We start from the raw sequence: 25,530 nt of genomic DNA on the forward strand, positions 1-25,530 counted from the left end.
TTACAGCCAAGAAGAGGCAGGCCCCCACTCCACACTGGGGGCCTGCCTCTTCGATGGAATCAGTGTAAATGAATGAGTGGGACCGATGGAAAACTTAACTTTTCGATTCAAGATTCAGCAGGAAACGTTTCGCGTCCAGGCCGCCCGCGTATCCGGTCAGGTTTCCGCTCGCGCCGATCACCCGGTGGCAGGGCAGTACGACGCAGAGCGGGTTCGCGCCCAGCGCCGTACCGACCGCCCGGGCCGCCTTCGGCTTGTGGATCTCGCCCGCCAGCCGCCCGTACGTCGTAGTACGGCCGTAGCTGGTGTGGAGCGGCAGGTCGGTCAGGACGAGTCGCTGGAAGGGGGTGGCGAGAGTCAGATCCACTTCGAGGTCGAACGAGTGCCGCCGGCCGTCCAGGTATTCGTCCAGCTGGCGGCGTACGTCGTCCAGGGCGCCCGGCTGCCGTAGTACGCGAGGGGAGATCGCCCGGGCCAGCCGGGTCGTCATGGTTTCCTCGTCGCCGAAGGAGCTGGCCACGATCCGGCCCTCGGCGATGGCCAGCAGGAGCGTGCCGATCGGGGTGTCGTGCAAGGCGTAGGAGACATCGGCGGCGGGTAGCACCGGTGGTCGCGCGCCGGCGGGGATGGCGAGGCGGCCGAGCCGGCTCTCGAGGTCAGTCATGGTGTACTCCGAGTTTGGTGCGCAAGGTCGCGAGCGCATCGCTGACGAGTCGGCGGGATGCGGCGGGCGTGGTTTCCAGAGCGGCGGCCACGCCATGGTGGTCCAGGTCGCCGACGTACTTCAGCGTGACAGCTAGCCGTTGCCGTTCGGGCAGGTTGTTCACGGCCTGCCAGAGGTCGGGGTCGGGCCACTCCGCGGCGTCCGGTCCGGCGACGGCGATCGGCGGGGCGTCGTCGAGAGGTGTCTGTGGTTTGCGGGCGCGATGGACGTCCGTGGCGCAGCGGGCGGTGATGGTGAGCAGCCAGCTGCGCAGGTTCTTGGCCGAGGTGAGACCCGGGTACGCCGCGAACGCCTTCTCCCAGGCGCGCTGAGCCACGTCATCACCATCGACCGGCCCAGCCAGCGCCCGGGCAAGCCGGATCACGTCCCGCCAGTGCTCATCGACAAGCACCTGGAACGGCGGCAGCCTGACCTGCTCCAAAACCATCACGCCAGTACAACGCACCACCCCCCAACCCTGTGAGCCCGCCACCCGTACTACGTCGCTCGGGTCGTCCCAGCGGGCGGCAATTTCGGACAGCTGTTCCGGATGGCGAGATTGTCTAGTTATTCAGTCGACTTAGATGAGACAGTTGCTGACATGACGACGACTTCGGCCCGGACCTCAGGCGGCACTGTGCTGCCGGTGCTCTGGCCAAGACGCTGAAGTTGAAGCCGGCGGACCTGCCGCTCGACCGGCAGCTACCGGCCGACCTGCCGGACGAGGACGAGATCGAAGGGGCGAAGAGCCGCTACACGTTGATCGTCACGCTCGCCCGCCGGGAGAAGCTGACCGTCCGCGAGCTGATCGGCCGGCTCGGCGGCGGTCGTGGACACCGCACCTTCAGCGGTACGCCGGAGCAGGTGGCCGACGCGATCCAGGACTGGTTCGACGCGGGGGCCGCCGACGGGTTCAACATCATGCCCGCGGTACTGCCGTCCGGGCTGGAGGCGTTCGCCGACCAGGTGGTCCCGATCCTCCAGCAGCGCGGGCTGTTCCGCACGGAGTACACCGGCACGACATTGCGCGACCACTACGGCGTCGTTGCAAGAGGCAACGGCCTGAGAAATCTCTCTCTGCACAGGGACTTCGCCGGGGCTGATCAGTTGACCCGGACGACGAGCTTGCCGACCGCGCGGCCGTCCTCCATCACCTGATGAGCCTCGGCGATCTCCTCCATCGCGAAGACGCGATCCACCCGGATCGGCAGCCGGCCGTCCGCGACCAGGTCGACGTACCGCTGGAACGCCGCCGCCGGTAGGTCGCTGCTCTCCCCGCTGTACGCCGTCAGCCGGACGCCGTTCGGCAGGTAGTCCATCGGGTAGAAGTCGGGGATCGTCCACGCGTCGCTCAACATCCCGGTGAAGCACACCGTGCCGTGCACCGCGGTCGCCTTCAAGGTGTCGGGCAGCACGTTGGTGCCGACGAGCTCGAGTGCCGCGTTGACGCCGTCCGGAAACAGCTTCCGCACGCTTTCCGCGAGGTTTCCGTCATCGAGCAGCGGGTGGTCGACGCCCAGCTCCCGGAGCAGCTCCAGTCGCTCCGGGTTCCGCGTTGTCGACAGCACGGTCAGCCCGTGATCCTTCGCGAGAACGGCCGCCGCGACGCCGACCGACGAAGTGCCGCCACGGACCAAAAACGTTTGCCCCGGCTGGATGTCGAGCCCTGTGTACAGCGACCCGTGGGCCGTCTGCAGCATCTCCGGCAGCGCCCCGAGCGTGGCCCAGTCCAGCTTCGTCTCGACCGGGATCACCGAGCTCGCCGGGACCACGGTGTACTCCGCGTAGCCGCCGTCGTACTGCCGGCCCATCCCGCCCATCATCGCGACCACCTGCTGCCCGGGCGTGAACTCCCCGCCCGGCGCCAGATCCACCGTCCCCGCGGCCTCGATCCCCGGAATGACCGGGAACCTCGCCCCGGTCGCCAGCCCGGCCCGCAGGTGGTACTCGGACCGGTTCAGCCCGAACGCCTCCACCTTGATCCGGACCCAGCCCGGCTCCGGCTCGGGCACCGCCACCCGCGAAACCCGCAACTCCCCGGCCGCCACCGGCCCGTCCAGCACCACCGCCCGCATCTGCATGCGTCCATCCTCGCCCAGCGGGCTCCGAACCCACCGCGACGGCACCCTGGCGACGCCTCGGAGGCCCCGGCGCACGGGATGTAATCGGTTTCCGGCCAAATAGCGTGGCTGGGTGAAACGTTGACCAGCGGCATGCCAGAGTTCTCCTCATGGGGAAACGCCCAGCAGTCGTGGCCCATCGTGGCGCGAGCGAAGTCAGTCCCGAACACACCCTGGCGGCGTACCGCCGGGCGGTCGAGGCGGGGGCGGACGGTCTCGAGTGCGATATCCGGCTGACCGCCGACGGCCACCTGGTCTGCGTTCACGACCGGCGGATCGAGCGGACCTCCAACGGCCGCGGTGTGCTCTCCACGATGCGTCTCGACGAGCTCGACAGTTTCGACTGGGGCTCGTGGAAGAACCCGTGGGCCGAGCTGGACGAGGAGGCCGAACTGCCTGATCCGGACATGACGAAGGTGCTCACGCTGGAGAAGCTGCTGGCGACCGTTCGCGACGCCGGCCGGCCGCTCGAACTGGCGATCGAGACCAAGCACCCGACCCGGTACGCGGGCCTGGTGGAGCGCCGGCTGATCGAGATGCTGGACCGCTTCGGCTGGGCGCACCCGAAGGTCGGGTCGGAGTCGCCGGTCCGGGTGATGAGCTTCTCCTGGCTGTCGCTGCGCCGGATGCGGGTGCTCGCGCCGGGGCTGCGGACGGTGTTGCTGATGGACCGGGTGCCGCTGCGGTTCCGGGACGGCTCGCTGCCGACCGGCGTCTCGTACGCGGGCCCGAGTCTGGAGATCGTCACCGCGCACCCGGAGTACGTCGATCGCGCCCACAAGCACGGCCACCAGGTCTATGTCTGGACGGTGAACAGCGAGGAGGACGTCCGGCACTGCCGCGACATCGGTGTCGACGCCCTGATCAGCGATCGCCCCGAGCTGGCGCTGCGGACCCTCGCGGAGGATCCGGCGTTCGCCCCGGCCCGCCAACTGGACCACCGCAAGACCCTCAAGGACCGGCTCCGGCCCCGCCGGTAGCCGGTTGCGGAGAGTTCCGGAACGCCGGGAGGTGGCTGTCCGGTTGCGTGACCGGATGAATGCGCGCGGTTATTTGCACGTTCAATTCAGGGGCTTATATCTCGGTTTCTCTACTAAACGTGTGATCTTCAGCGCCGCTATGTAACGGAATACCAAAGGGTGTTTTCGGAGGCTGGATCGCGGGCAGAACTGCAAGTGCTGTTCCTTTGACTGAGGAGACCCTGCTTGTCCTCTGCGACCTTGCCCGCCGACGTGAGTGTTGTGGACGTCGTACTGCCGCACGAAGTGTCCGCGGTAGCAGATGCCCGCCGCCGTCTGGCCGGCTATCTGAAGCGGTACCGGGTCACCGGAAATGCCTGCGACGACGCGCAATTGGTGCTGTCGGAGTTGCTGTCGAACGCGATCCGGTACGCGCCGGCGCTGCCGGCCGGCGAAGTCCGTGCCACCTGGTGGATCGACAAGGCCGGAATTCACCTCGAGGTGACCGACGGCTGCGGCGACACCGAGCCGCGCCGGGTCAGCGACCCGCACCCCGAATCGATCGGCGGCCGTGGTCTGGCGATCGTCGACGTCCTCACCTCCGAATGGGGTGTCCGGACGGCGAAGTCGCGGCGGACCGTTTATGCCGTCGTCCCCGGCTGACCGGACTCCCGCCGGCCCGATCCGGCGCTGACTAACTCCCCGTTGCGAGATCCTGCAAGACTGCGGGCATGGGAAAGAAGTCGCGCAACCGCGCCAAGAACACCACGACCGTCACGCTGGACCCGGCCGACCTGGTCGATGTCGGCCCCCGCGAGCCTTGTCCGTGCGGCTCCGGCAAGCGGTTCAAGCAGTGCCACGGCCGTGAGCAGGCCCAGGCCGCGGACAGCTTCGTGGTCCGGCCGTTCGAGGGCCTACCGGCCGAGTGCGACCTGATCGCGTTCCGCGAGATCGTCCCGGCCGGGACCGTGGAGGTGACGCTGGCCGGCGAACACAAGGGCAAGACCGTCAACCTGGTCACGTTGCTGCCGATGGCGATGCCGGGCCTGGTTCGCGACGACGAGACGATCTGGATCGGCCTGCAGACGCACGCCTCGTCCGGTGACCCGAGCCGCGACCTCGGCCACGCGATCACCGCTGCCCTGCGGACCGAGCCCGGCAACCCGATCCAGCTGGGCGACCTGCTCAAGGACGGCCCGCGCCTGCAGGACCTGATCGACACCTCGAAGCCGATCCAGGTGAAGGTGCACGAGGGCTTCGACTACTGGGTCGGCGAGAACGTCGAGGACCCGACCGGCGAAGTTGCCGCCGGACTGGAGCGGGCCAACGCGGCTGCTTCGCCGACGGTGCGGCTGGAGTCCGTCGAAGCGGCGTACTGGACGCAGATCGGCGACCGTCGGTACCTGCGCTGGGTGCTGCCGCACTCGGAGGACACCCTGCTCGACGCACTGGCCCGGCTGCACGCCGCCGGCTCGTCGACGCTGGTCGACGGGAGCCGTCTGATCGGGTCCTTCCGTGCCCTTGGCGTGCTGGCCCCGGTCTGGGAGCTGCCGGCCGATGCCGAGGCCGCGGACCTGGAGAAGCCGGTCGCGGAGTTCGCGGCCGCGCTGGACGAGGCGCTGGCGACGGAAGCCCCGCTCACCATCGAGGAGCGGGCTGCCCGCGCCGGGCTGGCGAGCCGGCAGCTGACGATCCGTTAGGACATGACAGAGGGGCCCTCGCTGTGCGCGAGGGCCCCTCTGTTTACGTGGACGGCCCAAGTCCTGCTGACGGGGGAGCAACAGGGCCTGGGCCTAGGCATGAAGAGTACTCATAACCCGCCCCGACGACAACCCCCGATTTCACTCCGCGTGTCGTCGGGCTCACGAAGGCCTGGGATCGATGCCAGGCCCACCCTCCCGGAGCCGGCCCCGGGAGTCCGCTCAGAGGCTGGTCAGCGGGTCACGCAGTACCGGGCAGGACATGCAGCGCGGTCCGCCGCGGCCGGAGCCGAGCTCCGATCCGGAGATGCGGATGACCTCGATGCCGGACTCCTCCAGCCGGGCGTTGGTCTCCACCGTGCGCTCGTAGGCGATGCAGACCCGCGGCGCCAGCGCGAGGGTGTTGTTGCCGTCGTCCCACTGTTCGCGCTCGGCGGTGACCGGGTCGAGGCCGGTGTCGATCCGCCGCAGGGTGTCGATCCCGAGGGCCTTCGCCGCGGCGACCAGGAACGGCTCCGACTCGGCGACGTGCAACTCCTCGCCGTCGGTGGTGACGGCCAGGGCCCGCATCTCCTCGGCCATGTTCGGATACATCAGCACGGCGTCGACGTCGACCATCGTGCAGACGGTGTCCAGGTGCATGGTCGCGCGCTGCTGCGCGATCGGTACGGCGAGGACCGTGTGCGCGAGGCCCTTCGCGAACACCCGTCGGGCCAGTCGCTCGACACCGGCAGGCGTCGTACGCTCGCCGACACCGACAGCCAGTACGCCGGGGCCGAGTGCGAGGACGTCACCGCCTTCGACGTGCTCGAGGGTGTGGTCGTAAACCTTGTCCGCACCGGCGAACCGAGGGTGGTACTTGTAGATCAGCTCGGTCAGCTGCGTCTCCCGGACCCGGGCCGGCATCGCGAGGGACGTGACCGCGACCGAGCTGGAGATCCAGACGCTCGAGTCCCGGGTGAAGAGCAGGTTCGGCAGCGGGTCGATCAGGAAGTCCTCGTCGGCGAGCAACGAGGTGACCAGGCCGCCGGCCCGGACCTCGTCGTTGCGTACGCCGGCCATCAGCGCTTCGGCCAGCGCGGCCGGGTCGAGCGCGGCCAGCCCGTTGCGCAGGTACTCGCGCAGCGTGTCGCCGAGCCGGAGGTCCTCGATGGCGCCGTCGACCGCGGCCGCGCGGGCGCCCGGATCGTTGAGCGCCTCGGTCAGCAGGCCGCCGAGGTAGAGCACCTCGACATCGCGCTCGCGGAGCGCCTGGGCGAACGCGTCGTGCTCGTCCTGCGCCCGGCCGACCCACGGGATGCCGTCGAAGAGCAGCTTGTCGTTGTTGCGCGGAGTCAGCCGCCGCAGCTCGTTGCCGGGCCGGTGCAGCATCACGGTCCGCAGCGGCCCGACCTCGCTGTCGATGCCATACGCCTCAGTCATGCCCCTGCCCTCTCGTCCGTCGCCGTCGTCTCACCCAAGCTACGGCAGCCCTGCCGCCAGCGCCCGATCCACGCGCAAATCTGTCTGATTGTCCGACAATTTTCGCCAAACACCAATTCGTCGGCCAGGGGATGGGGGATATCGGCCAGGTGGCTGATGTTCTGGGCTGCGAGCGGCGACAGGATTGTGGTCAAGAGGACGCCGCGAAGGTGGCCCGAACCGGAGGAACCGAAATGACGCAGCACACCCGCACGGTGACCGGCAACATCACGCTCTCGCTCGACGGCCGGATCAACGGCGCCGGCGGCGACTACGACATGAGCTGGATCGTGCCGCACGCCATCACCGAAGGGGCCCGCGACCACATGACGCGGGTGACCAGCGCCGCCACCACCGCCCTGATCGGCCGGAAGAACTTCGAGGGCTTCGGCGGCTACTGGCCGGGCGTCGCCGACGACGAGAACGCCGCCCCGCAGGACCGGGCCTTCTCGAAGTGGCTGAACTCGGTCGAGAAGGTCGTCTTCTCGACCACCCTGACCGAATCCCCGTGGCAGAACTCGCGGTTCGTCAACGCGGACCCCGCCGCCGTGGTGAAGCAGCTCCGCGACGAGCCGGGCGGCGACATCGTCGTCCTGTCCAGCAGCAGCGTCATCCGGGCACTGCTCGCCGCCGACGAACTCGACCGCCTCTCGATCACCCTCGCCCCTGAGCTCGTCGGTGGCGGCGCCCACCTCTTCGACGACGGCATCCCAGCCACCTCCTGGAAGCTGACCGCCTCCACCCCCACCGACTCCGGCGCCCTGATCCTCCTGTACGACCGCACCCGCGCCTGACCCCTTCCCGGCTCTTCTTCTCCCTCGCCGCCCGCTACCCGCGGCCGAGCGACCGCACCCGCTGGTCGTTCGAAAGAACGAGATATCCACAGACGGGTGGTGCTGAGGGCGGGGATCGGCCGGGGAACAACTAGGCTGCGGTGCTGTGTCCGGTACTGATCTGCCTCCCGTCGAGCCCGTCCAGGGTGCTGTCGCCTGTGTGGTCCCGGCGAAGGACGAGGTTGAGCGGATCGCCGCGACAGTGGCAGCAGTGCAGAAGATCGCCGGTGTGGACCTGGTCGTCGTGGTTGACGACGGGTCCACCGACGGCACCTCGGCGGCCGCCGAGCAGGCCGGAGCGGTCGTCGTACGGCACGAGCAGAACCGCGGGAAGGCAGCGGCGATGGAGACGGGGGCGGCGGCCGTGGCGGAACGGGACGGCGCCCAGCCGCGGCACCTCCTGTTCCTGGACGCCGATCTGACCGACTCCGCGACCGGCGCCGAGCCGCTGATCGAGCCGGTCGTGGCCGGTCGCGTGGACATGACGATCGGGACGTTGCCGGCCCAGGTCCGCGCCGACGGCAGCAAGGCCGGCGGGCACGGATTCGTCGTCAAGCTGGCCCGGTCGGGGATCGAGCAAGCCACCGGCTGGGCGCCTGAGCAGCCGTTGTCCGGCCAGCGCTGCCTGACCCGGACCGCCTTCGAGGCGGCGCTCCCGCTGGCGCGCGGCTTCGGCGTCGAGACCGCGCTGAGCATCGACCTCGGCCGGAAGGGCTTCCGCATCATCGAGGTGCCGATCGAAGTACGGCATCGCGCCACCGGCACCGATCTGCGCGGCCAGCTGCATCGAGGCCGTCAGTTCCTGCACGTACGCCGCGCGCTCGCCGCGCGGAGCGCCCTCCCTTCGCGGAAGCCGCCCCAATGAGCACCGAGCCAGTCGTCGCGGACCAGGCCAAAGGGCTGAAGGACGGCCGCCGCGCGATCGCGCTGTACCTGGCCTCGACGGCCCTGATCGTCGCCGCCGGCCTGCTCGGCCCGTCCGTCGTGGTGCTGACTCTGACCAACCGGCACCCCTGGCTCCCGTCGTACTGGTTCAACACCAAGGCGAACGACTGGCTCGCCTCGGTGCTGATCTATGTCGCGATCCTGCTCGGTGGGTTGGGCGTGTACCTCGCGACCCGCGCGCTCAAGAACGGCTGGGCACCGAGAGTCGACCGATTGGTTGCCCTAGGCATCGGTACGACGGCGGCCATCAGCCTGGTCCCGCCGATGGCCTCGGGCGACGTGCTGATCTACGCGGCGTACGGGCGGATCATGTCGCTCGGCGGCAACCCGTACACGACCGCCCCGGCCGACACCATCCGGCTCGGCTACGACCCGGTGATCGCGGCGACCGAGCGGCCCTGGCAGGGCGCGAAGAGCGTGTACGGACCGATCGCGACCTGGATCCAGTGGTTCGCCTCCTGGGTCGGTGGCGACTCGATGCAGCTGACCGTCTGGATGCTGCAACTGTCGGTCGCGATCAGCATCGTCGTCACCGGCTTGCTGCTGCTCAAGCTGGTCGGGCCGAATCTGCCCAACCGCCGCCGGGTGGTGCTGCTCGGGATGGCGAACCCGCTGATCCTGTGGGCCGTGCTGGCCGGTGCGCACAACGACGCGATCGCGGTCATGTTCGCGGTCTTCGCGCTGGTGCTGTTCCGCCGGCATGTGTTCGCGGCCGGGATCATGCTCGGCGTCGCAGGCTGCACCAAGCTGTCGATCGGCCTGGTCGGTGTGGCGATGCTCTGGTCGCTGCGCGCGGATCGTCGCCGGGCGATCTTCTTCTGCCTCGGTGGCGCCGTCTCGATGGGCGGCCTCTACTCGATCGTCGGGCTGCAGGCGTTCCAGCAGGCCAGGTCGCAGACGTCGTTCATCTCGACCGGTACGCCGCACAAGGTGATCCTGAGTCTCTTCGACCTGTTCCTCCCCGGCGCCCTGGTCCGCACGCTGCTCGCGATCGCGTCCTGGGCCGGGCTGATCCTGGTCGCGATCCTGCTGTCCCAGGTCTTCCCGAAGTCGCTGGTGCCGCAGACGCATCCGGAGGACCGGACGCCGGACGCCATCCGCTACACCGCGATCTACGCGATCGCCTGGCTGGTGACCGCGATGTACTCGCTGCCCTGGTACGACCTGATCGCCTGGATCGCGCTGGCGGCGGTGGCGTCGTCGAAGGTCGACAAGCTGATGGTGATCCGGACGACGATGCTCGCGATCGCCTATGTGCCGGGCCGGGATCCCAATGCCCGCCAGGTGGCGGCGTCGCTGTCCGACTCGCTGGAGTGGTTCAGCGCCCGGCTGCGGGACACGATCTGCCCGGCGATCGAGCTCGGCGTACTGATCGGCCTGATCATCTGGGCGCGCCGCGGCGGTGCCCGCTGGTGGCCGTACGACTGGCCGAAGCGCAAGGCGAAAGCTGTTACGGAAAAGGCGTCCGCCCACTAACATCGGCCAGATGCAGAAGCTGTCAGGGGCGGGCGTCTTTCAGAAGGCGGAACCGAATCACTTCGCGGAACACCTGCGGACCGAATCGCTGTCGGTGGGCACGTATTCGCTGCTCGCGGGAGCGGTCGACGACCAGGCTCCACACCACGAGGACGAGATCTACGTCGTCACCAGCGGCCAGGCGACGATCGTGACGCCGGGCGGGTCCGAGCAGGTCGGTCCCGGTGATGTGCTGTTCGTCGCCGCCGAGGAAGAACATCGCTTCGTCGACATCACCGAGGACCTGGCCCTGCTCGTCTTCTTCGCGCCGCCGTACTCCGGCCGCTAGCTCCGGCCGGTGAGCTAGCTCCAGAGGTCGTGGCCGGCCGCGATCGCCTTGGCCAGGATGTTCTTCACGGGTCGCTTCAGCACGGCCGCGGCCGCCGCCACATCGTCGTACTCCGGTTGCACGTTGACCACCTGGCCGCCGTACCGGGCGATCTTGACGTGGATCCGCTGGCCGTCCACGTCGACACTGGCGAACTCCCGATCGGCCGCGTGCTTGCGGATGTCGAACTCGCGCAGCCCGATCGCCGACGTCTCGGACAGGATCACCGCCCGGACGATCTCGGCCTTCGGGCGGCTCACCAGCACGGACAGCGTGTGCGCCGGCCGGCCCTTCTTCATCAGGATCGGGGTCAGCCACGCGTCCGCCGCGCCGGCCTCCATCAACCGCGCCAGCACCTGCGGCCAGATCCGCGGGTCGAGGTCGTCGACGTTCGTCTCGTAGACGAGCTCGGTGGTCGGCTGCTCGGTCGACTCGCCGATCACCACCCGGACGATGTTCGGCACCTCGATCGGGTCCCGCCCGCCGGCGCCGACGCCGGTCTGCTGGATCCGCATCGGCGGCATCAGCCCGAACTCGTCGGCCAGCGAAGCCAGCAACGCGGCACCCGTCGGCGTGGTCATCTCGTACGGCGCGGTGCCGCCGATCACCGGAGCGTCCGCCTCGGAGAGCAGATGCAGTACCGCGGGGCCCGGCACCGGAATACCGCCGTGCTGCCCACGCACCTGGCCACCGCCACCCAGCGAGATGGTCGAAACCACGATCCGGTCGAGCTCCAGCGCGACCGACGCCGCGGCGACCCCGACGATGTCGGCGATCGCATCCAGCGCTCCGACCTCGTGGAAATGCACCGCGTCCGGCTCGACGCCGTGCGCCGACGCCTCAGCCCTGGCCAACCGCGCGAACGTGTCCAACGCCCGATCCCGCACAGCCACGGCGAGTCCGGCCGCCTCGATCAGCCCCCGAACCTGAGCCCAGGTCCGCGTCGGCCCACCAGCAGCCTCATCGTGCCCGTGTCCGTGACCGGCGTCATCAGCATGTCCATGGCCGTGCCCGACGTCGTTCGTGACCGCCGGGCCCTCCGGGTGCAGCTCGCCGTTCACTCGCACCGACGCTTTGGTGGCGGCGATCTGGTGGCGGCTGGTCTGCTCGACCGTCACCGACAACGACGCGTCCACCGCACGAACTGCCGCGTTCACCAGCTCGCGATCTGCGCCCGCGCTCAGGAACGCGCCGAGCAGCATGTCGCCCGAGGCTCCGGCCGAGCAGTCGATCCAGGCGACCCTCATTGCGTCTTCACCTCCGTCGGCGCAGCGCGGCGCGCGACGCGAGCCGCGAACACCCCGGCCCCGAACCCGTTGTCGATGTTCACCACGGTCACGCCCGGCGCGCACGAGTTCAGCATCCCCAGCAATGCGGCCACTCCACCGAACGAGGCGCCGTACCCGACAGACGTCGGTACTGCGACCAGCGGCACTCCCACGAGTCCGCCGACCACACTCGGCAGCGCGCCTTCCATCCCGGCCACCACGATCAGGCAGTCCGCCGCGGCCAGCCGCTCGCGGACGCTCAGCACCCGGTGCAGCCCGGAGACGCCGACGTCGGTGATCAGATCCACGGCGGCGCCGAACACGCCTACCGTCGTCGCGGCTTCCGCCGCCACCGGAGCGTCCGACGTACCGGCTGCCACCACAGCGACCGTGCCGCGGAGAGCCGGCGCCGAGCCGAGCACCGCAGTACGGCCGACTGGATCCACCACAGCCTCGGGCAGTGCGGCGGAGACGGCTTCCTGGGCCTCGGTGCTCAGCCGGGTGGCGAGCACGGCATGGCCGGGGTGGGTCTCGTGCAGGGTGCGCAGCAGTTCCACGACCTGCGTGGGCGTCTTGCCGGCGCCGTAAACCACCTCGGCGTCGCCAGTACGCTCCAGCCGATCGGTGTCGAGCCGGGCGTAGCCGAGATCGTGCACGCCTGGTTGCGGACCTGGGTCAGGCAAATGAGTCACGCCGCGAATCTACGTGGCCCAGCAGGAAATCGCCGATTCGGTCCTGTCATCCGTACGCACCGCACCCGGTTGACCACGCAGCCATTAGGCTGCCATCCGTGTCTTCGACGTTAGCCGGCGCTTTCGGGATCGCCGCCCTGTTCGTGGCGGCCCTTGCCCTCGTGTTCGCCATCCAGGCGCTCCGGGCACAGTCCGGTGCTCCCAAGAACACCCAGAAGCTGCCCGCGACCCCGGCCCAGGCCCAGGCAGCGCGGGCGCAGGCCCAGGCACTGCAGACCGAGCCCGAGCCCGAGCCGGAGCCGCAGAAGCCCGGCACGGTGAAGTCCGAGCTGCGGAGACTCAGCAAGGAGCTGGAGGACGCCCGCAACGAGCTGCGGGAGACGCTGCAGCACCTCGCCGTGGTCCGGTACGACGCGTACGGCGACATGGGTGGCCGGCTGTCCTGGTCGATGGCGCTGCTGGACGACAACGGAGACGGCGTCGTCCTGACGTCCATCAACAGCCGCAACGACGCCCGCTCGTACGCCAAGGAGGTCTCCGGGTTCGAGAGCGATTCGAAGCTCTCGCCGGAGGAGGAAGAGGCGATCGAGACGCTCCGCAAGGAGGCGTCACCGGCGCTTGGGGACCCGGACCACCAGTGAGCCCGGCTCGACCTCGGCCGTGAGCCACCGGCCCATCCCGATCCCGTCACCGTCGAGCTGACGCTGGACGTCGGCCGCGGCGTTGATCTCGACCTTCCGCCCGGTGAAGCGTTCGAGGTACATCTCGGTCCGCTTGGTCCGGGTCATCACCCGCCAGAACACCAGCGGCCACTGGGTCACCCGCCGAGGCGCGATCACCACCACGTCGATCAGGCCGTCGTCCGGCCGGGCGTCGGGCAGCAGCGGGATGTTCGCCTGCAGCATGCCGACGTTGCCGATCACGACGGTCCGGACCCGGCGCTCGACCGGCTCGTCGTCGTCCAGCCGGATCCGGACCTGGACGGACGGATGGTTGATGTTCCTGGCCGCCGAGACCAGGTACGCCGTCCAGCCGATCTGCGCCTTCAGGTGGGGCGGCGCCTCCGAGATGATCGCGGCGTCCAGCCCGAGGCCGGCCATCACCGCGAACCGGTCGGTGTCCAGGCCGTCGCCGTGCACCTTGACCAGGTCGATCCGCCGGTCCCGGCCGTCCAGGATCCGCTCCAGCGCGTCGTCCAGGTCGAGCGGGATGTGCAGGTTCCTGGCGAGCAGGTTGCCGGTGCCGGCCGGGATCACCCCGACCGGGATGCCGGTGTTGGACAGCGCCGCGCAGACCACCCGGACCGTGCCGTCGCCGCCGGCCACCAGGACCAGGTCCGGCTCGTGCTCGATCGCGCGCTTGGCCATCGCGTTCCCGGCGTCGTCGATCCGGGTCTCCAGCCAGAGCGGGTCGTCGTACCCGCGGACGGCCAGCGCCCGGGTGATCTTCCGCCGGAACGCGACCCCGTCCCCGACCTTGATCGGGTTGACGATCACCGCCGCCCGTAGCGGGGACGAGTCGCCGGCCGTGATGGTCCGGCGCCGGCGGCGGCGCAGTCCGGGGCGAAGACCGAAGCCGATGGAGGTGGCGGTCAGGATGGCCAGGCCGAGCGCCCAGCCGCCGAGCACGTCCGAGACGTACTGAACGTCCAGCACGACCCGGTCCACCGAGACGATCCAGACGACGGCGATGGTCGGCAGGGTGACCAGCAGGCGGAACCGCCGCCGCCAGCCGCGTACGGACGGCAGCACCACACCGAGTGCGCCGGCGAGCACGAAGGCGGCGGTGGCATGGCCGGATACGTAGGACCAGCCGTCAGCCTCGACGAGCATCTCGACCGGTCGTGGCCGGTGGAAGATGTGCTTGACGGCCTGGGCCAGGCCGAGTTCGGCGCCTGCCGTCACCACCAGCCAGACGGCCAGCAGACGGGCCCGGCGATGCCACAGGTAAGCCGCCACCACCACGATGATCCCGCGCGCGGTCCACGGCACCGTGACCGCCGAGACCACCTCCCAGAACCGGACGACGTTCTGGTGCGTGGCCCCGTACTCCGCGACCTCGGTCGCGACGGACAGGTCCCACCGGCGCAGCGGCGGCCAGGTGTTGAAGACGAGCAGGGTGATCACCGTGAACGGCAACGCACCCAGAACGACCGTCACCGCACGGCCGAGATTACTGGGTGGATGATGATTCATCGCCCGCTCGATTCCCCCTCGAAGTACCGGCGCAGATCGCCTAGTCGGTGTCCCCGCCCGGGGCGGGACACAAGCTCATCATCCCGAATAGACTTCGCCGCCGCAGACACGCCCCGATACCCTCTGGGTGTGATCGATGCCAAATTGCTCCGTGAGAATCCCGATGTCGTCCGTGCGGCCCTGACCAAACGCGGCGAGAGTACCGGCCTGGTCGACCAGGTTCTGGCGGCCGACGGTGATCGTCGATCGTCCATCGCGGCGTTCGAATCGTTGCGGGCCGAGCAGAAGGGGCTCGGCAAGCAGGTCGCCCAGGCCAAGGGCGACGAGCGGACCGCGCTGCTGGAGCGGACCAAGGCGCTGTCGGCCGAGGTGAAGGTGACCGAGGCCGCGGCGAACGAGGCCGAGGCCCGGTTCGACGAGTTCTCCCGCGCACTGCCGAACCTGGTCTCCGACGAGGCTCCGGTCGGCGGCGAGAAGGACTTCGTCGTGCTCGAGGAGATCGGCAAGCCGCGCGACTTCGAGGCCGAGGGCTTCGAGCCGCGCGACCACCTCGAGCTGGGCGAGCTGCTCGGCGCGATCGACATGGAGCGCGGCGCGAAGGTGTCCGGCGCCCGGTTCTACTTCCTCAAGGGCGTCGGCGCGCTGCTCCAGCTCGGCATGCTCCAGCTGGCGATCGCCCAGGCGGTGGAGAACGGCTTCACCCCGATGATCACGCCCAGCCTGGTCAAGCCCGAGGTGATGGGCGGCACCGGCTACCTGAACGCCCACGACGACGTCTACCGGCTGGAGGAGCCCGAGCTCTACCTGGTCGGCACGTCGGAGGTCCCGCTGGCCGGGTACCACATGGACGAGATCATCGACCTGTCCAACGGCCCGGTCCGGTACGCCGGCTGGTCGTCCTGCTACCGCCGCGAGGCCGGTTCGCACGGCAAGGACACCCGCGGGATCATCCGCGTCCACCAGTTCGACAAGGTCGAGATGTTCTCCTACTGCAGCCTGGAAGACGCCGCCGCGGAGCACCAGCGGCTGCTCGGCTGGGAGAAGGAGATGCTGGACAAGATGGAACTGGCCTACCGGGTGATCGACACCGCGACCGGCGATCTGGGTGGTTCGGCGTACCGGAAGTTCGACTGCGAGGCGTGGGTGCCGACCCAGGGCGCGTACCGCGAGCTCACCTCCACCTCGAACTGCACCGACTACCAGGCCCGCCGGCTGAACATCAGGCACCGCGATGCCGACGGCAAGTCCCAGTCGGTCGCGACGCTGAACGGCACGCTGGCCACCACCCGCTGGCTGGTCGCGATCCTCGAGACGCACCAGCAGGCGGACGGCTCGGTCCGGGTGCCGGCCGCGCTGCGACCGTACGTCGGTGGCCGCGAGGTCCTCGAACCGGTTGCCAGATGACCAACGGCTGGCGGCCCAAGGCCGTTGCCCTCGACATCGACGGAACGCTGATCGACCACGACGAGCGGATCTCGGAGGCCGTGATCGACGCCGTCCGCCGGGCGGCCGGCCAGGTGCCGATCATCCTGGCCACCGGCCGGGCCTACCAGACCACCCAGCCGGTGGCCGAGCTGCTCGGCCTGCCGGACGGATTCGTTGTCGCCAGCAACGGTGCGCGAACCGTCCGGTTTCCGTCCGGCGACGTGGTCGACGAGCGCACCTTCGATCCGTCGACCGTGATCGCCTCGGTGCGTGAGCACGCGCCGAACGCCCGGATGGCCGTCGAAGAGCACGGCCACGGCCGGCACGGCTACCGGGTGACCCAGCCGTTTCCGGACGGCGACCTCGGGACCGGTGCGGCGATCCGGGTGGTCACCGACGCCGAGCTGGCGCCGGAGCCGGTGACCAGGTTGATCATCCGCGACCCGGACGCGTCGGAGGCGGACTTCGTCCAGCTGGCCGGGCGACTCGGCCTGCACGGGGTCAGCTACTTCGTCGGCTGGACGGCCTGGCTCGACATCGCGCCCGAAGGCGTGGACAAGAGCACCGGCCTGAAGGTGGCGCTGGCGCAGCTCGACCTGGAACCGGCCGACCTGCTGGCGATCGGCGACGGCCGCAACGACATCGAGATGCTCGTCTACGCAGGGCTCGGCATCTCGATGGGCTCGGCGCCCGACGAGGTGAAGGTGGCCGCCGACGAGGTGACCAAGTCGGTCCAGGACGACGGCGTCGCGGCTGTGCTCAACCGCTGGTTCTGACGCGAACTATCGCACCGGGTGCCGGATCGCGCCAGCTATTCGATCCTGGTGCAATTGTTCCCCGGACAGGCCTTCGCTGCTGATAGTCCGCTGGCGGGCCGAGTATCAGTGACCGTCTTCAGGAATCAGGCGACGCGGGTGGTGCCTGGTCGCGGCGCCCGGCAGGGCTGGTCCACCACGGCGTCGAACGCGTCCAGGACGGCGCTGACCTCCGGGCGGCGACGCGGGGCCTTGCTGGCGGGGCTCTGGCCGCGCCGGGCCCTGCGCAGGTGGCGCTTCACCGTCGACAGCGAGCATCCGAGCCGCATGGCCAGGGACTCCAGGCTGTCGTTCGGGTACTGCGTCCGCAGCCGCAGGACTTCTTCGTGGCTGACCGGGCGACGCGTACCGCGGGCGCCGGCCAACTGGTCGAAGTCGTCGGTCTGGACCTCGACGTTCAGCAGGTTACGCATCGACCTGCGCTGTGCCGCCGTGGTTCCGGCGACGAATCCGCTGACATCGTGCTCGGCAACGGCGCTGAACAGGCAGTCGGTGAACAACGGGCAGGACGCGCAGAGCGTCTTGGCCTCACGGACCAGCTGGTCGTAGCGCTCCCTGGTACGCCGGGTCGCGGACGCGGGCGGCGGCTCTTCCATCAAGCGGTGCTGGAAAATGTCTGTCCGGGCACTGCAGCCGGTCATGGCCCCTTCCATGATGGAAGATGTGTCGACAGCCGCTCGGGAGACGCTGCTCCCTTGCCCCGCTATCGTGGCGCTGTTGACAGTCATCGTGGCTCCCCAAGTTCCAGGACTCATATGAACGAACGATGAATCACGCCCGAACAAACCGAGTCCACTAGCTGATGGACCGACCGTCTGTTGCCGACCCACCCTGTCGTCCGGCGCGAGACGCACCGATCCATTACTGTTGACGTCGCTGATGTGGATTTGGTTGCACCAAATTCAGTATCAGTTCCGCGACGCTGTTCGCCGGGATGGGACTGCGCCAGATCTTGCGATCCAGAACAGGCGTACGACGCGGGTGAATCGCCCCCGGTTCCCCACTGGCCCCCGCATGAAATCACGCGCAAACGCTGCTGTGCATGGGAACTAGCTGCCTTTGCAGCATCCTGCCGTAACGGTCTGGTGACGATGTTCAACAGTCAACCAGATTGCAGGGAAAACGATGTCCAAATGGTTGCGCCAGGTGGTCCGGTAGGAGTATTGGAGCACCCTGGAGGACCAGTTACGGTGGTCTGGTGTCAGAGCAGAGAACGGACCGCCCACCGCGTCTGATCGCGACCGATCTTGACGGAACCTTGGTACGCGACGACCGTTCGGTCTCGCCGCGGACCAAGGCCGCGGTCCTCGCGGCGCAGGAAGCCGGCAGTGTTTTCGTGATGGTCACCGCGCGGCCACCTCGTTGGCTGGACGAACTGGCCGACCTGGTCGGCGCGCACGGTGTCGCGATCGTTGCCAACGGCGCCATTCTCTACGACGTCGTTCAGCGCAAGGCGATCCGGACCCGGATGATCGATCCGGCCGTCGCGTTGTCGGTGGCGCGGGCGATCCGGGCCGAGATTCCGGACGTGGAGTTCGCGATCGAGCGATCGAACCGTTACGGACAGGAACCGAAGTACCTGAACCGCTGGCCGATGCCGGCCGACACCCTGGTCGCCGAGTTGGACGAACTGCTCGCCGAACCGGCCGCGAAACTGCTGGTCCGCCATCCCAGCTGGCACTCCGACGACCTGCTGGCCCGGATCCATCCACTGGTCGGGCAGCGCGTCGCGGCCAGCCACAGTGGCGGCCACAGCCTGGTGGAGATCGCTGCGAGCGGAGTCTCGAAGGCGACCATGCTGGCCGATTTCGCTGCGGAGCAAGGGATTTCGGCCGCCGAGACGATCGCGTTCGGGGACTCGCTCAACGATCTGCCGATGCTCGCCTGGGCCGGTACGTCATACGGCGTGGCGAACGCGCACCCCGAAGTACTGGCAATGATCGACGTCGTCTGCCCGGCAAACAACGAGGACGGTGTCGCCACCGTCCTCGAAGAGCTCTTCGCGCTCTGAAAGCGCTACAACTGCTGTTGTTTTACAAGGGTTCTGACCGCTACAGCTGGCTCGGGTTCACAGGTACATCCCGCCGCTGCCGGGGCCGTCGGTGTTGCCGGCCTGCGGGGAACCGGGGAACTGGCCCTCTTCCGGCGGCAGTTGCTGGCCACCTGGCAGTGCGCGGCGCATCGACTCGAGCTGCTGCCGGGCCGCCATCTGCTGGGCGAACAGAGCGGTCTGGATGCCGTGGAACAGTCCTTCGAGCCAGCCGACCAGCTGGGCCTGCGCGATCCGCAGTTCGGCCTCGGTCGGCGTGCTGTCGTCGGTGAAGTCGAGGCTGAGCCGTTCCAGCTCTTCGACCAGCTCCGGCGCCAGGCCGCTTTCCAGCTCCTTGATGGAGGCCTCGTGGATCGTTTTCAGCTGCTGCCGGCTGGCCTCGTCGAGCGGCGCGGACTTCACCTCTTCGAGCAGCTGGCGGACCATGTTCGCCACCCGCATCACCTTGGCCGGCTGCTCGACGAGCTCCGTCACCGAGCGTGGCTCCTCGTCGTGCTCATGGTCGTCCTCGGCGCGCGGCGGCCCCTCGACGGCCATGCCGTCCGGACCGACGATCAGGATCTTGCCGTCCTCGGTCTGGGCGCCGGCCATCGGCATCCCCTGGCCCTCGCTGCTGCTCTCGCTCATTCAGCCATCCTAGATCCCTGGTGCTAGCGCATCGGGGGCTAGTGCCTGGAGCGGTGCCTGCGGACGGCGTCGCGGTTGGCGCAGGCGGGGCTGCAGTAGCGCTGGCGGCCACCGCGGGACAGGTCGGCGTACACGTTGTCGCAGCCGTCCGTGCTGCAGCGGCCCAGTCGCGTGATTCCACGGCCGGCCAGGTGCAGGGCTGTGCCGGTGCTGATCAGCGTCGCGACCAGGCGCCCGACCGGAACGTTGTCGGGGCGGTAGTGCATGTGCCACCCATCGCCGGCGTGGTTCGTCAGCCGCGGATGCTCGGTGTACTTCGCCAGCATCTCGTTGGCCAGCTTCACCCGGGTCACCTCATCCGGCGCATCGACTACAGCCAGCCACTCGTCGAGTGCTACCCGTACTGCGGCCAGGTCGGCCTGGGTCACCTCCCGGTTGCGGACCAGGCGGCTTTCGACGCCGCTCTCCTCGCATCGCTCGGCCAGCTCGGCCGGAGTAGCGGCCGGGTTCGTCACCAGGTTGACGGCCAGTAGGACCGCGTCGGCGCCGTAAGGGTTGAGATGCACAATGGCATTACATCACGATGGTGCCATGAGTACCAGAGAAGCCACTCCAGCAGCAGGCCACCGGCACCGGTGGAGCGTCGAATCCGCACATCAGGTCAGTGAGGGCCTGCTCGTCTACCAGCGCTGCGAGTGCGGCCGGCGACGAGTCGCCAGTACGCCGGCGTACCCGGTCGCCTACCCGGGCCTCGCCGCAGTCGATGCCTGAGGGGGCAATCGTGGCGAGGCCGGGAAGGCTCTAGTCGATCCGGCTGACCATGGGCAGCCGAGAGCGGGTCAACAGCCAGGCGAGCAGGCCCGCGGCCAACGGGATCACGACCACGATGCCACCCAGCTCCCGCCACGGGATCGCGAAGTACGGCGAACCGAAGGCGACCCGGGCCGTGTAGCCGTACAGGGCACCGACGAACACCCCGAGCACGCATCCGAGTTGGCCGATCAACCAGGCCTGGGCAGCGGCGAGGCTGCGCCGCTGGCGTGGTTTGGCTCCCACCGCCGCCAGCGTCGCGAGGTCGGCCCGGCCCTCCGCGGCCGACAGCGAGACGGCGATCGCGACACCGAGCAAGGTCACCACACCGGCGGCGGACAACAGGATGACGAGCGCCAGGTCGGCCGGACTCTCGTAGCCCTTCTCGATCTTCAGGGCGTCCTCGGAACCGAGGAAGTTCGCCGCGGTCTCGAGTTCGGTCTTGGTCGGTTCGCGGGTGAGTGCGAGATGTGTCTGCTGGACGGTGATCGTGCCGAGCGTCTTGGCTGTCTGCGTCGCGACCAGGGCCTGCCGCTCGAAGGCTGCGAGTTCGTGGGACGGCTTCAGCTTGCTGACGAGGATCTGTCGTTCCTTGCCGGACGCTGTCCCGGCCCAGGTGCCCAGCCGCGCTTTGTCGCCTTCGAAACCGGGCGTCTGGACGATGATCTTGCCGGCCCGAAGTTCAGCGGCCATCTCGGTGCCGTTGCCACCGAGACTCGCGATGAAGTCCGGATCGACCGCCAGCAAGGGCGCGGCCGCCATGTGAGCGCCCAGCGGGAACGCCACCAAGGGATCCGTGTAGACGAACTGGCCCTGCCGCTCGGAGTGGGCTCCCGGCGGGTTCACCGGACCGAGCCGGCTGATGCTCTTGGTCGGCAAGGCGCCGGCCACGTTCCGCTCCAGCGCGGCGGTCCAGATCACGGTTCCGGTGTTGCCCGTGCTCGTGTTGTCGCCGTTGTACCTGACGATCGCGTCGCCGTCCCGCCCTGTCGGCACATAGTCCTTGGCCGACGCCGCGAAGGAGTTGGCCAACGCGAAGGCCATCGCCGCGGTCCCCGCGACCGACATCATGATCGCGGCTGCGGCCGGACCGGTCCGGTGCCGGTGCCGTGCGGCGTCGCGGAGGGCGAGCCGTCCGCTCAGCGGGAGCGCTTTGCCGATGGTGGCGGCCCGCGCGATCAGATTCGGCAGCACCCAGACCAGGCCGGCGATCACGCAGGTGATGCCGAGCAGGATCAGCGCGATCGGCTGCTCCGGGGTGATCCCGCCCTGGTAGACGTTGGGATCGGCGGCCGCGTCCTTCTTGTGATGTGCATAGATGGCTGCCATCCAGCTGGTGCCGAGAACGACGGCGACGACGCCGCCCGCGACCAGGAGCAGCGCGGGCCGCCGCAGCTTGGTGGCCCTCCCGGACGTCGCGAATCGCCCGGCCAACGCAGCCATCGGCGGCTGCTTCGCGGCCGTATGCGCCGGTACCACGGCCGCCAGCAACCCCGCGATGGCGCCGATCGCTCCGATCAGCAAGAGCCGGCCGACCGGGAACTGAATCTCGGTGATCAACCGGCCGGTCAGCGATTCCCACAACGGCTTTCCGGCCACCAGCGCGACCGCTGCCACCGCGATGCCGCCGCCGGCGCCGACCAGACCGATGACGATCCCCTGCGCGAGCACGATGCGGCGGATGTCGGCCGGAGTGCCGCCCGTCGCCGCGACGAGGCCGAGCGTCCGGGTCTGGCGCCGGGCGCCGACCGCGAACGCCGTACCGGCGAGCAGGACGATCTCGAGTACGCCGAAGCCGATCACCAGCATCATCACGGCGATCCCGCTGCCGGCGTACGAGTTTTCGAAGCCGGCCGGCGGGTCGACGATGACGGCCCGAGGCGTGAGTACGACCCCTTGGCCGGCCAGTTTTTCCTGCAGGGCTTGCAGCTCCGCGGTGGCGGGAAGGTCCGCCAGATACCCTCGCTCGGCGTCCGCGCCCTGGCTGGCCAAGGGCGAAGTGGGCGGTGCCCAGATCGACCTGGCCTTGGTCGCGGCCGGGGTCTTGGCGATGCCGACCACCTGGTAGCTGGGCCCGTCCTGGGCCGAGATCTCGGCGCCCGGCTTGAGTTTTCCGCCGGTCAGCAGGCCGAGATGTTTGGCGAGTGCCGGGCTGAGGGCAACCTCATTCGTTGCTGATGGCAATCGTCCCTGGTCCAGCAAATAGGTGCCGGTCGACAGGCCGGCGGTCCCGTCCACCAGGTCGACCGGGTAGGAGGCAGCGGCCGAGCCGGTGGTCCTGATCGTCGTCGTGGAGATCGTGCTGGTCCGGGCGGCCAGTTTCGTTCCGGCGGGAAGGAGCTGCGACAGGTCGACCTTGCCAGGATCGCGTTGCACGTCCTTGCTGGGATCCTGGCTGTACTTGTAGCCGCCGTTCTCGACCTGCTGGTAGTCGACCGTGACGGTCTGGTGGACGGTCACGACAACCTGCGCATCCGCCTTGCCGATCAACTCGGTCGCCCGCGCTTCTCCGGTCGGGGACATGCTGAGCGCCAACATGCCGAGCCAGCTCGCGGCCATTACCGGCAGGCCGATCAGCGCCGCGATCAACGCGGTGCGGCCGGGCGAGCGAAGCGCGGTACGGCGTGCTATCCGGAGGGCCGGTCCCCAGTTGTGTCCCATCAGCGGGCTTCCAGCAGGACGTCGGCCTCGGGCAGCGGGCCGGCCTGGCCTACCAGGACACCATCGCGCAGGTAGACGACGCGGTCCGCCCAGGCGGCGTGCCGGGCGTCGTGGGTGACGAGGACGCCGCCGATGCCGTGCTGGTCGCAGCGGTCGCGGAGCAGTTGGAGGACTGCCTCGCCGGTGTCGGAGTCGAGTGCTCCGGTCGGCTCGTCGGCGAGGAGGAGCCGCCGTTCGCCGACGATCGCGCGGGCGATCGCGACCCGCTGCCGCTGCCCACCGGACATGTCGTCGGGAAACCTGTCGGCCAGCTCAGGGATGGCCACCTCCAGCAGGGCAGCTTCGGCGTACTTGCGCGCGGTACGGGCACGGGCACCGTCCAGTTCTAGCGGAAGTGCGACGTTCTCGGCCGCGGTGAGTGCGGGGATCAGGTTGAAGTCCTGGAAGACGTAGCCGATCCGGCGGCGGCGCAGGGCGGCGACGGAGTTCCGGCTGAGCGTCGTGATGTCGTTGCCGTCGATCAGGATCTCGCCGCTGGTCGGCTGGTCGAGTCCGCCCGCGCAGGTGAGCAGGGTCGACTTGCCGGATCCGGAGGGCCCCATCACCGCGACCAGCTCGCCGGTGGCGACGGCCAGATCGACGCCGCGGAGCGCGTACACGGCTTGGTCGCCCGTGCCGTGCTGCCGGGTCAGCTTGCGGATATCCAGAATGCTGTTCATCGTCGGACCCCCGGGTCGGTGTTCTGCGGCTTGCTCACGGACGCTTTTTGAGGCTGTGTTTTCTGATGGCGCGAGAGCATCGCCTCGCAGTGGTCGAGCCAGCGGATCTCGGCCTCGGCGGCGAAGATCATCGACTCCAGGACGAGGCGCCAGGAGATGTCGCCGTCGCTGCTCTGGCGCTTCAGCCGGGTCATCTCCTGCAGCGCCTGCATCGTCGAGCCGCGTTGCCGCTGCACCACCGCGGTCACGTTCACCCCCGGTACTGCGAGCGCGAGGGCCAGCTTGATCGCCAGCTCGTCCCGCGGCCGCGACTCGCGCGTCACCGGGGTCTCGAACCAGTTGATCAGCTCGGCCCGGCCGGCATCGGTGATCTCGTACATCGATCGGCCGTCGCCGTCCCCCTCGCCGTGAGCGGCCGCGACGAATCCGTCCCGCTCCAGCCGGGTCAGGGTGGTGTAGACCTGCCCGATGTTCAGCGGCCAGGTGGAACCGGTGGCGGCTTCGAACTCCCCGCGCAGTTGGTACCCGTACTTGGGCTCTGTCCGCAGCAGGGCCAGCAGCCCGTGTTTGATCGACATAGATACTGAGTATGCATACTCAGTATCTGCTGGTCAATGGTGCGTTGTGTGTGCCTACTCGGATCGGACCAGGCGGCGGACGATCTTGGCGGTGATGGCGTCGATGTCGTACGGGCGGCCGGTGCCTGGGGTGAGTTGGTCCAGGACGAGGCCGTCGAGCGCGAAATGGAGCAGCCGGACCTCTTCGGCGCCGCCCGGCAGGCCGGCTTGGACGTGGAACGAGACGTCGGTGTCGAAGCCCTGCCGGAGGGTGCGCGCCAGGATCTCGTGCAGGCCTGGGTTGCGGGCGGCTTCGAGGCGGAGATCGAACAGGGCGAGTGAGAGCTCGGGGCGGCCGAGGAGTCGCTCGACGATGTAGCGCACGTAGTCGACGACCAGGTCGATCGACGGCTCGCGTTCGGCGAGTGGTGCAAGTACTGCGTCGTCGGGGGCGAGGCGTTCGAAGATTCGCTCGCCGAGGGCGCCGAGCAGGGCGTCGCGGGTGCGGAAGTAGTTCGACGCCGTACCCGCGGGCAGGCCGGCCGCAGCATCGACCGCGCGATGGGTCAGGCCGCGGGCGCCGGACTCGGCCAGTACGGCGAGGCCGGCGTCGGCCAGCTGGGTGCGGCGTTCCGGGTTCCTGGGCACGTTGACAACTGTAGCAGCTATGTACTACAACTGTCGTGGTCAACAACGACAGTTGTAGTAGTCAGGAGAACGTATGCAACCCGCCGCCTTCGGCGCCACCGTGGTCACCTCCAAGCCCGCTGAGGTCGCCGCGTTCTATCAGCAACACTTCGAGCTGCAGATCACGATCGACCTGGGCTGGTTCATCTGCGTCCGCCGGGGCGACGCGAGCTGGGAGCTCGCGATCACCGAACGCGGCCACGAGTCGGTGCCGGCCGCGGTGTCCGCAGCGAAGGACAGCACGAACGTCTTCGGCTTCATCGTCGAGGACGCCGACAAGGTCGCCCAGGCGCTGACCGAGGCAGGCGTACCGCTGGAGGGCGAGGTCGTCACCGAGGTCTGGGGCCAGCGCCACTTCCACGTCCGCGACCCCGAAGGCACCTGGATCGACGTCATCCAACTGGTCGCCCCTGATCCCGACTGGCTGGCGGCCAATCTGCCCGCCTCCTGAAAGACCGGG

General features: G+C 69.0%; 28 protein-coding genes. 14 read left to right on the forward strand and 14 right to left on the reverse strand.

The window, feature by feature from the left end; translation table 11 throughout:
* Window positions 1-94: 94 nt before the first annotated feature.
* Entirely contained in the window at window positions 95-664 is a 570-nt protein-coding gene (locus F1D05_RS21620) for a methylated-DNA--[protein]-cysteine S-methyltransferase (RefSeq protein WP_185441966.1), read from the reverse strand.
* Window positions 657-1,151 (reverse strand): RNA polymerase sigma factor, encoded by a 495-nt coding sequence (locus F1D05_RS21625; protein WP_185441967.1) that lies wholly within the window; start codon window positions 1,149-1,151, stop codon window positions 657-659. Before F1D05_RS21625 ends, F1D05_RS21620 begins: the two co-directional genes overlap by 8 nt.
* A gap of 221 nt (window positions 1,152-1,372) precedes the next feature.
* Between F1D05_RS21625 and F1D05_RS21630 the strand changes: the two genes are divergently transcribed.
* Window positions 1,373-1,861: a hypothetical protein gene (locus tag F1D05_RS21630; RefSeq protein ID WP_246485840.1), complete on the forward strand. Its 489-nt coding sequence runs from the start codon at window positions 1,373-1,375 to the stop codon at window positions 1,859-1,861.
* Here the strand turns inward: F1D05_RS21630 and F1D05_RS21635 are convergent.
* On the reverse strand, window positions 1,807-2,784 hold the full coding sequence (locus F1D05_RS21635; protein WP_206685788.1) for a zinc-binding alcohol dehydrogenase family protein: 978 nt from the start codon (window positions 2,782-2,784) through the stop codon (window positions 1,807-1,809). The two genes, F1D05_RS21630 and F1D05_RS21635, sit on opposite strands and share 55 nt — an antisense overlap.
* A 149-nt stretch (window positions 2,785-2,933) precedes the next feature.
* On the opposite strand from F1D05_RS21635, the gene F1D05_RS21640 reads away from it, so the two are divergent.
* The 3 genes from F1D05_RS21640 to F1D05_RS21650 all read left to right on the forward strand — a co-directional run bounded on the left by F1D05_RS21640 (window position 2,934) and on the right by F1D05_RS21650 (window position 5,482).
* Window positions 2,934-3,803 carry a glycerophosphodiester phosphodiesterase gene (locus F1D05_RS21640; protein ID WP_246485841.1) on the forward strand — a complete coding sequence of 290 codons (870 nt, stop codon included), beginning with the start codon at window positions 2,934-2,936 and terminating at the stop codon, window positions 3,801-3,803.
* 225 nt (window positions 3,804-4,028) lie between these two features.
* Entirely contained in the window at window positions 4,029-4,445 is a 417-nt protein-coding gene (locus tag F1D05_RS21645; RefSeq protein ID WP_185441968.1) for an ATP-binding protein, read from the forward strand.
* Between the two features lie 68 nt (window positions 4,446-4,513).
* On the forward strand, window positions 4,514-5,482 hold the full coding sequence (locus F1D05_RS21650) for a DUF5926 family protein (RefSeq protein ID WP_185441969.1): 969 nt from the start codon (window positions 4,514-4,516) through the stop codon (window positions 5,480-5,482).
* A 222-nt stretch (window positions 5,483-5,704) separates the two neighbouring features.
* Here the strand turns inward: F1D05_RS21650 and F1D05_RS21655 are convergent, their stop codons facing one another.
* Complete coding sequence (locus tag F1D05_RS21655) at window positions 5,705-6,904, reverse strand: arginine deiminase (RefSeq protein WP_185441970.1); 1,200 nt, start codon at window positions 6,902-6,904, stop codon at window positions 5,705-5,707.
* A gap of 233 nt (window positions 6,905-7,137) precedes the next feature.
* On the opposite strand from F1D05_RS21655, the gene F1D05_RS21660 reads away from it, so the two are divergent.
* The 4 genes from F1D05_RS21660 (at window position 7,138) to F1D05_RS21675 (ending at window position 10,525) form a co-directional block, all read left to right on the forward strand.
* Window positions 7,138-7,737, forward strand: a complete 600-nt coding sequence (locus F1D05_RS21660) for a dihydrofolate reductase family protein (RefSeq protein ID WP_185441971.1) — start codon at window positions 7,138-7,140, stop codon at window positions 7,735-7,737.
* Between the two features lie 145 nt (window positions 7,738-7,882).
* On the forward strand, window positions 7,883-8,641 hold the full coding sequence (locus F1D05_RS21665; protein WP_185441972.1) for a glycosyltransferase: 759 nt from the start codon (window positions 7,883-7,885) through the stop codon (window positions 8,639-8,641).
* The gene (locus F1D05_RS21670) at window positions 8,638-10,197 is read left to right on the forward strand and encodes a DUF2029 domain-containing protein (protein WP_185441973.1); all 1,560 of its coding nucleotides are present in this window, start codon (window positions 8,638-8,640) and stop codon (window positions 10,195-10,197) included. The genes F1D05_RS21665 and F1D05_RS21670 overlap by 4 nt, the downstream gene beginning before the upstream one ends.
* A 10-nt stretch (window positions 10,198-10,207) precedes the next feature.
* Window positions 10,208-10,525 (forward strand): cupin domain-containing protein, encoded by a 318-nt coding sequence (locus F1D05_RS21675; protein ID WP_185441974.1) that lies wholly within the window; start codon window positions 10,208-10,210, stop codon window positions 10,523-10,525.
* A gap of 14 nt (window positions 10,526-10,539) precedes the next feature.
* Here the strand turns inward: F1D05_RS21675 and larC are convergent, their stop codons facing one another.
* Window positions 10,540-11,811 carry a nickel pincer cofactor biosynthesis protein LarC gene (larC, locus tag F1D05_RS21680; RefSeq protein ID WP_185441975.1) on the reverse strand — a complete coding sequence of 424 codons (1,272 nt, stop codon included), beginning with the start codon at window positions 11,809-11,811 and terminating at the stop codon, window positions 10,540-10,542.
* A complete protein-coding gene (larB, locus tag F1D05_RS21685) occupies window positions 11,808-12,524 on the reverse strand; it encodes a nickel pincer cofactor biosynthesis protein LarB (RefSeq protein WP_185441976.1) in 717 nt (238 codons plus the stop codon). The genes larC and larB overlap by 4 nt, the downstream gene beginning before the upstream one ends.
* Before the next feature lie 98 nt (window positions 12,525-12,622).
* On the opposite strand from larB, the gene F1D05_RS21690 reads away from it, so the two are divergent.
* Window positions 12,623-13,165 (forward strand): DUF4446 family protein, encoded by a 543-nt coding sequence (locus F1D05_RS21690; protein ID WP_246485842.1) that lies wholly within the window; start codon window positions 12,623-12,625, stop codon window positions 13,163-13,165.
* On the opposite strand, the gene F1D05_RS21695 is transcribed toward F1D05_RS21690, so the two are convergent.
* The gene (locus F1D05_RS21695) at window positions 13,133-14,683 is read right to left on the reverse strand and encodes a diacylglycerol kinase family protein (RefSeq protein WP_246485843.1); all 1,551 of its coding nucleotides are present in this window, start codon (window positions 14,681-14,683) and stop codon (window positions 13,133-13,135) included. The genes F1D05_RS21690 and F1D05_RS21695 overlap by 33 nt on opposite strands.
* Before the next feature lie 165 nt (window positions 14,684-14,848).
* Here F1D05_RS21695 and serS point away from each other — a divergent pair, with 165 nt between their 5' ends.
* Complete coding sequence (gene serS, locus F1D05_RS21700; protein WP_185441978.1) at window positions 14,849-16,123, forward strand: serine--tRNA ligase; 1,275 nt, start codon at window positions 14,849-14,851, stop codon at window positions 16,121-16,123.
* On the forward strand, window positions 16,120-16,920 hold the full coding sequence (locus tag F1D05_RS21705) for an HAD family hydrolase (protein WP_185441979.1): 801 nt from the start codon (window positions 16,120-16,122) through the stop codon (window positions 16,918-16,920). The genes serS and F1D05_RS21705 overlap by 4 nt, the downstream gene beginning before the upstream one ends.
* A 125-nt stretch (window positions 16,921-17,045) precedes the next feature.
* Here F1D05_RS21705 and F1D05_RS21710 read toward each other — a convergent pair whose 3' ends face one another.
* Window positions 17,046-17,600, reverse strand: a complete 555-nt coding sequence (locus F1D05_RS21710) for a WhiB family transcriptional regulator (protein ID WP_185441980.1) — start codon at window positions 17,598-17,600, stop codon at window positions 17,046-17,048.
* 557 nt (window positions 17,601-18,157) lie between these two features.
* On the opposite strand from F1D05_RS21710, the gene F1D05_RS21715 reads away from it, so the two are divergent.
* Complete coding sequence (locus F1D05_RS21715; protein WP_246485844.1) at window positions 18,158-18,970, forward strand: HAD family hydrolase; 813 nt, start codon at window positions 18,158-18,160, stop codon at window positions 18,968-18,970.
* A 57-nt stretch (window positions 18,971-19,027) separates the two neighbouring features.
* Here F1D05_RS21715 and F1D05_RS21720 read toward each other — a convergent pair whose 3' ends face one another.
* Window positions 19,028-19,636 (reverse strand): bacterial proteasome activator family protein, encoded by a 609-nt coding sequence (locus tag F1D05_RS21720; protein WP_185441981.1) that lies wholly within the window; start codon window positions 19,634-19,636, stop codon window positions 19,028-19,030.
* A gap of 38 nt (window positions 19,637-19,674) precedes the next feature.
* Window positions 19,675-20,202 carry a CGNR zinc finger domain-containing protein gene (locus tag F1D05_RS21725; protein ID WP_185441982.1) on the reverse strand — a complete coding sequence of 176 codons (528 nt, stop codon included), beginning with the start codon at window positions 20,200-20,202 and terminating at the stop codon, window positions 19,675-19,677.
* A 25-nt stretch (window positions 20,203-20,227) separates the two neighbouring features.
* On the opposite strand from F1D05_RS21725, the gene F1D05_RS21730 reads away from it, so the two are divergent.
* The gene (locus F1D05_RS21730; RefSeq protein WP_206685789.1) at window positions 20,228-20,407 is read left to right on the forward strand and encodes a hypothetical protein; all 180 of its coding nucleotides are present in this window, start codon (window positions 20,228-20,230) and stop codon (window positions 20,405-20,407) included.
* A 30-nt stretch (window positions 20,408-20,437) separates the two neighbouring features.
* On the opposite strand, the gene F1D05_RS21735 is transcribed toward F1D05_RS21730, so the two are convergent.
* Genes F1D05_RS21735 through F1D05_RS21750 form a run of 4 tightly spaced genes read right to left on the reverse strand, consistent with a single transcriptional unit; the run spans window position 20,438 to window position 25,031 of the window.
* Window positions 20,438-23,107: an FtsX-like permease family protein gene (locus F1D05_RS21735; RefSeq protein ID WP_185441984.1), complete on the reverse strand. Its 2,670-nt coding sequence runs from the start codon at window positions 23,105-23,107 to the stop codon at window positions 20,438-20,440.
* A complete protein-coding gene (locus tag F1D05_RS21740) occupies window positions 23,107-23,826 on the reverse strand; it encodes an ABC transporter ATP-binding protein (RefSeq protein ID WP_185441985.1) in 720 nt (239 codons plus the stop codon). Before F1D05_RS21740 ends, F1D05_RS21735 begins: the two co-directional genes overlap by 1 nt.
* The gene (locus tag F1D05_RS21745; protein ID WP_185441986.1) at window positions 23,823-24,404 is read right to left on the reverse strand and encodes a PadR family transcriptional regulator; all 582 of its coding nucleotides are present in this window, start codon (window positions 24,402-24,404) and stop codon (window positions 23,823-23,825) included. The genes F1D05_RS21740 and F1D05_RS21745 overlap by 4 nt, the downstream gene beginning before the upstream one ends.
* A gap of 54 nt (window positions 24,405-24,458) precedes the next feature.
* A complete protein-coding gene (locus tag F1D05_RS21750) occupies window positions 24,459-25,031 on the reverse strand; it encodes a TetR/AcrR family transcriptional regulator (RefSeq protein ID WP_185441987.1) in 573 nt (190 codons plus the stop codon).
* 73 nt (window positions 25,032-25,104) lie between these two features.
* Between F1D05_RS21750 and F1D05_RS21755 the strand changes: the two genes are divergently transcribed.
* The gene (locus F1D05_RS21755) at window positions 25,105-25,521 is read left to right on the forward strand and encodes a VOC family protein (protein WP_185441988.1); all 417 of its coding nucleotides are present in this window, start codon (window positions 25,105-25,107) and stop codon (window positions 25,519-25,521) included.
* Window positions 25,522-25,530 lie beyond the last annotated feature (9 nt).

Origin of the sequence: Kribbella qitaiheensis, assembly GCF_014217565.1 — a bacterium.
Lineage (GTDB): Bacteria > Actinomycetota > Actinomycetes > Propionibacteriales > Kribbellaceae > Kribbella > Kribbella qitaiheensis_A.